A 6,224-nucleotide genomic window follows, 5' to 3' on the forward strand; every position below is an offset into this window, starting at 1 on the left:
TTAACTTTTTGGGTATACCTCATTTTTAAGTCGCTTTTATTTAAAAAAACGCATTTGAATCATTTTCAGTACATTTGTTTCATTTTTCTGAAATAAAAATAAACACCCTAAACAACGTATAAAAATTTTATCAATTTTCTTCATCAATAATATCTTCAAAACTCTTTTTACAGAGTATACTTTAGGTGTACACCAATAAAGGAGAATTCACCATGGACCCGAAACTATTAATGGACAAAAGGGATCAGCTATCTTTTGAGATCCTCTCGGAATTAAATAAATCATCCAACCAACCCGTTGATGTTAATGAGATTGCGGCGAATTTAGGGCTAAGCGCTTATAAGCTTAATAGCTCTTTGGAGTATATTAATAATGATTTAGTCGAACTGGCTGATACTCAAAATGCCCACGTAATAGTTATCAGTAAGGGAATTTGGCAATCAGAAAACTTGTCTAACCTCATTGTTCAAAAAATAAAGTTAGCATACTTTAATCGTTCTCAACTTTTCCCGGCGTTTGAGTACCTCATGTTTTATGATGAAGTATTAACGCCTAATCAATTTTTAAATCAAAGCTATTTAAGTCGTGCTGCACTTTATCGCAACATTAAATCAGCCAAATCTATTATTAAAAAGCATTTAAACCTAAAAGAATTCGGTTCAGCAGCTAACCTCGAATTTCGTTATCGGTTGGTTTTATTTCAACTTTACTACAACGTCTATAGTGGTCTTGAGGTTCCATTTCCAAAGCTCAACGACCTCATCAATGACTTGATTAGCGATTGCGAGCCGTACTTTGACCGGCCGTTACGCTTAAGTCAGGAGTTCAAGCTCTCCGTTTTTCTGCGGATTTGGATCATGCGGCATCGCAATCAAAAAATCAACACGGATTCCGTCGTTGTCATTGATAAAGAAGATGCAAAGTATCCTGAACTTTTTCAAAAAATAAAGAAAACCCTCGGTCGAAAATTTGCGCTCGATCACGCTGAGATGGGTTATTTATACGGATTTTTACTTGCCAAGCAGTATATAAAACAGAGTAATGATCATGAAATTAATACCAATTTCCCACTAGCTTCGAAGCTGTCCGATCATTTTATTGATTTCATCGAAAAGCATCATATTATTGACGCGCCAATGGGTCCAAATCTTAAAGATGGACTTCGTGCCGATTTGTTAAACGTTAATTTACAACTAACTTCGTTTTATATTGAGCCAACTACCTTCGTCCGTGAAAACTCCGTTAAGTTTTTCAAGAAGTCATATCCATCGTTTGATATTGTCATCAATCGCTTTCTTAAGACCTTTGAAAAGAATGAGGGCTTTACTTTAGATAGATCAAATCAGATTAATCTTTATTACGGCTACGTTTTCGCGTTAATCAATAACATTCCCGCACATTCGCTAACAGAGCGAGTTTACATTGCCGTTGATTTTTCGCAAGGTGATTTATACACCGATTACGTCATTAGTTCGCTAGATGCCTTTCACCATGCCAATATTATTATTGAAGAGAAAGCGTCTGCTAACACCGATATTTATATTTCGGATGTTTTTGCCCAAAAGCTTCACTTACCACAGCTAACTTGGGAGGATCCACCTACTCCATCCGACTGGGAAGATCTCGGCGCAATGATTGAAAGTATTCGCGCAAGTAAAGCTTCCGCCCTTTTCAAAACATATAGATAAAGAATAGCAAAACCCCTCGCGTCGGATAAATCTAACACGAGGGGCTTTTTGATGTAATGGTTTTCTAATTTTTTATTTTAACTGGTTTTTGTCCAAGGCATTTAAATGATTTGTCTACTTCTAATGCCATGTCTGCAGGACGCCGTTAGTCCTCGGAATTTTCAATCACCATCAACGCCTTGCAACCAACCTGACGTCGCAATCGAGAAACTCGTTGTCGACTGATATTTTCCTTTTGTGCAATTTCAGCGTTCGATAGCTGGGACACGTAACTATCGGTTAAAAAGCGGCGTTCCGCGGGCGTACATTTTTCGTAAAGTCGCCGAAATAACTCGTCGCTCATCATCCGTTCCACCAGTTTGGGATTACAGATTAAAGTTGGAATCGTTAATTCTTCTTTGGTAAATTCTTCCAGATTGTTCTCTTCCATTTTTTGACTAACCCGAATTAAATCAAGGGTTCGCCAGTAAACGGCTTGGTAAGCATAGACTCGAAACTTTTCATCCTCGAGCACTGGATCACCGGGAAAACTAACGTACGCTTTGGCATAAGTTAGACGAGCTTCCTGTAAAAAATCTTCAAATTCTTCCCTAAATGGGCGAACATGGAGTTGTTTAAGCGCACCAAAAATAATCCTTTGGTGTCCTGATTTCATCATGTGTTCAAATCCTTTTCTCATACTTCTGTTTTTATTTTCCATTTTTTGAATCTCCTACGGGTAAGATCCAAGGGCCCCTGGTCAATTATTTATAATACAGAAGTCGAAAAGCAGTTTTAACATGTAGTTTTAAGCCAAAATCGTGTAGTTTTGGCCCAAAAAGGTGTAGTTTTGAGATAAATCGCTTTCTTGATTAAAATTTTTAAAATTAGATGAGGAATTTTGATCAAAAATGAGAAAATATTTTTGGAGACTAATTTATAAGAATCATTAACCGGTGACTAACGGCGTTCCATCACCAAAAAACGCCCGAAATGAACCAATCAAAAAGACGGTTCACCCCGAGCGTTATCATTCAATTTTTAATTTAATTTTGAAATAAATTTTTGCAGTCCTTCGCGACCAGCGGAATCCCACTTAAAGACCCCGGCATCCTCTAAAACGCGCTTGAATGTCGCCCCAATTCCATCTTGAATCACTTCTTCAACGTTATCGGCTGTAATGCTATTATGCTGGCGAAGCTCCTCCGCCCACTGCCGATGATAATCGGCAATGGCGTTCGGTTGATTTAATAGGAAGCTTTTAACCTCTTCCATTTCCGGAATCAGCCGTGGCGGAAAGATTGCCCGCCCCATTACTTCAATTAAACCAATGTTTTCCTTTTTAATATGCTGAACATCCTGATGCGGATGAAAAATGCCGTCCGGATATTGAGCCGAAGTTTGATTATCGCGGAGGACAATATCAATAATAAAGTCTGCGCCCTTGCGATAGGCAATTGGAGTTACCGTATGATGTTTTTGGCCGTTAGAAGTCGCTCGAATATCAAGCGTCGCATCTGAATAACCCTGCCATTTTTCACGAATGGTTTCCGCGGCATCAACAATGGCTTCCCGATTGGTACTTTTTAGACGAATTGCCGTCATTGGCCATTGAATTATTCCGGCCGTAACGTCCGCAATCTGATTCAAACGAACATTTTGCACAATTGGCGCCTTCATCATTGGAAAGACGTGGCGCCCGCCTTGATAGTGCTCGTGGCTCAACATTGACCCACCAACAATCGGTAAATCCGCATTACTTCCAACAAAATAATGCGGAAATTTTTCGACAATTTCGATTAAATTTTCAAAAGTCTGTCGATTAATTTTCATTGGTCGGTGAATTTGATCAATAAAAATCGCGTGTTCTTGAAAATAGGCGTATGGCGAATACTGAAATCCCCACGGCTCTGAGTTAACCTGCATTTTTATAATCCGATGATTGCTGCGCGCCGGATACCCCACTCGTCCCAGATAACCTTCATTTTCCAAGCAAAGCTGACATTGAGGATACGTGGCCGAAGCCGTCTTAGCCGCCTGAGCAATCGCTTTCGGATCTTTTTCCGGTTTAGAAAGGTTAATCGTCACTTCCAGACCCGCCGCCGTATACTCGATATTTTTAGCGATTGCGGCGGTCTGAATATCATTATCTAGCCGACACAATTCATAAAAGTAGTCGGTTGCTGCTCGACTGCCATTTTCTTCATTAATTCGATTAAAGCGCTGATTAATTGAACTTGGCCGCGGCGTAATTAGATCCATCAACTGGCCCGCCAAAATTTCACGGTCGGTAATTGTATTGTCGATTTTTTGGTTTCGAATTGCGACCTGTGTTAATTGTTCAATAATCGTGCTTGCTTGAACGGGCGTATCGGGTGAATCGGCCTGATCGCCAATCAAGGCCAGCACCCGATTTGTCACATACCGCTCGTCCCCCGTTTGAACTGCTCTTGTTTTATGCCCTAGTTCTAATAGGGCTTGGATTGCATTACTACTCATCAGTTCTCTATTACCTCTCACTTTTAAATTTGATGGGGTCCATCGACAATTTCAGCTTCATAAAAGTCGGCCGCGTAACCGATTTTTTCTTGGTATTTGGCACCCAGTGTCTCAATCAAATCATCGACCTGGTCTTTTTCAACTAGCGCAATTGCACATCCACCAAATCCGCCGCCAATCATCCGTGCTCCAAGGACGCCGTCGTGTTTCCATGCTTCATTAACCAGCAGATCCAGTTCAGGAGCACTTACTTCATAGTCATATTGCAGTGAAATATGTGAAGCACTAACGAGCCGACCGAAAAGATTGAGATCGCCTTTGTTGAGTGCCGCTTTCGCTGCGATTGTCCGTTGATTTTCGAATACCGCATGGCGCACCCGTTTGATGAGCGTTTCATCATGAATCAAGTACGTATACTGGTCAAAGGCATCGTTGGAAAGTTCGCCAAGTGCCTTAATGTTAAGCTTAGTCTGTAGTAACGACAGCGCTTGCTCACACTCGGAACGCCGCGTGTTGTATTCCGAATTGACAAGTTCGTGCGGCTTATTGGTATTCATGATTAAAATAATATGTTTTCCGAGATCCAATGGTGAATAATCGTATTCCATCGTATTTGTGTCGAGGAAGGTTGCTTCATTTCGCTTTCCCATTTCGACCGCAAATTGATCCATGATTCCGGAATTAACCCCAATGTAATTATTTTCAACTCGTTGCCCGGCCTTCACAATCTCAATTGGATCAATATGCAACTCAAATTGTTCGTTCAATATCGTTCCCATCAGCATTTCAATGGATGCCGACGATGATAGGCCCGCTCCATCTGGTAAATCCCCCTCCAGATACAGCTCAAAGCCGTGCTCATAATCCTGGGTTAATTTTCGTAACTCCAGCATCATTCCGCGCAAATAGTTGCTCCATTGATATTTTTTGTCAAAATCTAAATCATTAACATCAAATTCAATTACACCCGTATCAGCCAAATTGCCGGAAAACATTTTAACTACCGAATCTTCCCGATTGCGATACCCTCCGTAAGTTCCCAAGCTAATCGCACAAGGGAAGACGTGTCCCCCATTATAGTCGGTATGTTCCCCAATCAAATTAATTCGACCGGGAGAGAAATAGACTTCTTCTGCTTCCGTATTAAAAATTTGATTGAATTTCGCTGAAATTGCTTCCTTATCCATATTGCCATCCTCCAGACCAAATATTCCGTAAACGGTTTCATAATTTATTTTACAATAATCCTGCAATTCGTAGAATGCTTTGTTGAATTAAACCGGATAATTTTATATTTTTGAATAATTTCTTCCTATTATATAGGCTTAAATGGGAAATTAATTTTTTGATTAATTTTTGGTTGAATTATTTTATCTAAAAGTGGTTAGTCATACTTTAACCCAGTTTTCAGTTTAAAACTTATTATTAGTTCCAATTTTTTCGTTTATAATTCAATTATTGAGTTACGTAACCAGACCATTGATTTAACTAAATGAAAATCAATATGATGCTTTTAAACGTAGCGGACTTAAAGCCCATGATTTTGTTAATCAATGTATCACCACAATGCCTAAAGGCAGTATTAAAACTTACGATTATGTAATCTCATATTGGGAGTCCCAATTAGGGAACCTAGTTAACACTATTCAGGAGTATGCTAGCAAAACAACCGACCCATTTTCTAACACTCTTGCTTCACTACTGGTCCAGTAATCTCGAAAAAAAGACCGTTGATCGGTCTTTTTTTGATCACTATTTGAGATGGTTCGTCTTAAAAGAAATTTTTCCACAAAAAAAGAGCCTTCCATTCGGAAGACCCTTAACTTGCATGGCAACGTCCTACCCTCGCAGGGGGCGATCCCCCAACTACTCTTGGCGTTAAGAAGCTTGACTTCTGTGTTCGACATGGGAACAGGTATATCCTTCTCACTATCGTCACCACACTCTGTGCTAACTTGCGTTATCACTTGAGAAAACTTTTGTTCTCTCAAAACTGAATAATATCTATTCTTTCTTCCGAGTTTCAACCACTTCTACTTGGTTAAGTCCTCGACCGAT

The 6,224-nt window shown here is 39.8% G+C and carries 4 protein-coding genes and 1 rRNA gene; 1 reads left to right on the forward strand and 4 read right to left on the reverse strand.

Features of this window, described 5'->3' with window-relative positions; genetic code table 11:
* Window positions 1-212: 212 nt before the first annotated feature.
* The gene (locus tag IV81_RS09050; RefSeq protein ID WP_057804392.1) at window positions 213-1,688 is read left to right on the forward strand and encodes a BglG family transcription antiterminator; all 1,476 of its coding nucleotides are present in this window, start codon (window positions 213-215) and stop codon (window positions 1,686-1,688) included.
* A gap of 145 nt (window positions 1,689-1,833) precedes the next feature.
* Here the strand turns inward: IV81_RS09050 and IV81_RS09055 are convergent, their stop codons facing one another.
* The 4 genes from IV81_RS09055 to rrf form a co-directional block, all read right to left on the reverse strand.
* Window positions 1,834-2,388, reverse strand: coding sequence for a sigma-70 family RNA polymerase sigma factor (locus IV81_RS09055; RefSeq protein WP_057804394.1), 555 nt, complete (start codon window positions 2,386-2,388; stop codon window positions 1,834-1,836).
* Between the two features lie 320 nt (window positions 2,389-2,708).
* On the reverse strand, window positions 2,709-4,166 hold the full coding sequence (gene galT, locus IV81_RS09060) for a UDP-glucose--hexose-1-phosphate uridylyltransferase (protein WP_057804396.1): 1,458 nt from the start codon (window positions 4,164-4,166) through the stop codon (window positions 2,709-2,711).
* A gap of 23 nt (window positions 4,167-4,189) precedes the next feature.
* Complete coding sequence (locus IV81_RS09065) at window positions 4,190-5,353, reverse strand: galactokinase (protein WP_057804397.1); 1,164 nt, start codon at window positions 5,351-5,353, stop codon at window positions 4,190-4,192.
* 639 nt (window positions 5,354-5,992) lie between these two features.
* A 5S ribosomal RNA gene (gene rrf, locus IV81_RS09070) occupies window positions 5,993-6,109 on the reverse strand.
* Between the last annotated feature and the right edge of the window lie 115 nt (window positions 6,110-6,224).

This window comes from Pediococcus stilesii, from assembly GCF_001437075.1.
GTDB classification, from domain to species: domain Bacteria; phylum Bacillota; class Bacilli; order Lactobacillales; family Lactobacillaceae; genus Pediococcus; species Pediococcus stilesii.

Bases quoted from the DNA above. Each gene is read 5' to 3' on its own strand.
- IV81_RS09050 (WP_057804392.1), top strand. From the start codon at position 213: ATGGACCCGAAACTATTAATGGACAAAAGGGATCAGCTATCTTTTGAG.
- IV81_RS09055 (WP_057804394.1), bottom strand. From the start codon at position 2,388: ATGGAAAATAAAAACAGAAGTATGAGAAAAGGATTTGAACACATGATG.
- galT (WP_057804396.1), bottom strand. From the start codon at position 4,166: ATGAGTAGTAATGCAATCCAAGCCCTATTAGAACTAGGGCATAAAACA.
- IV81_RS09065 (WP_057804397.1), bottom strand. From the start codon at position 5,353: ATGGATAAGGAAGCAATTTCAGCGAAATTCAATCAAATTTTTAATACG.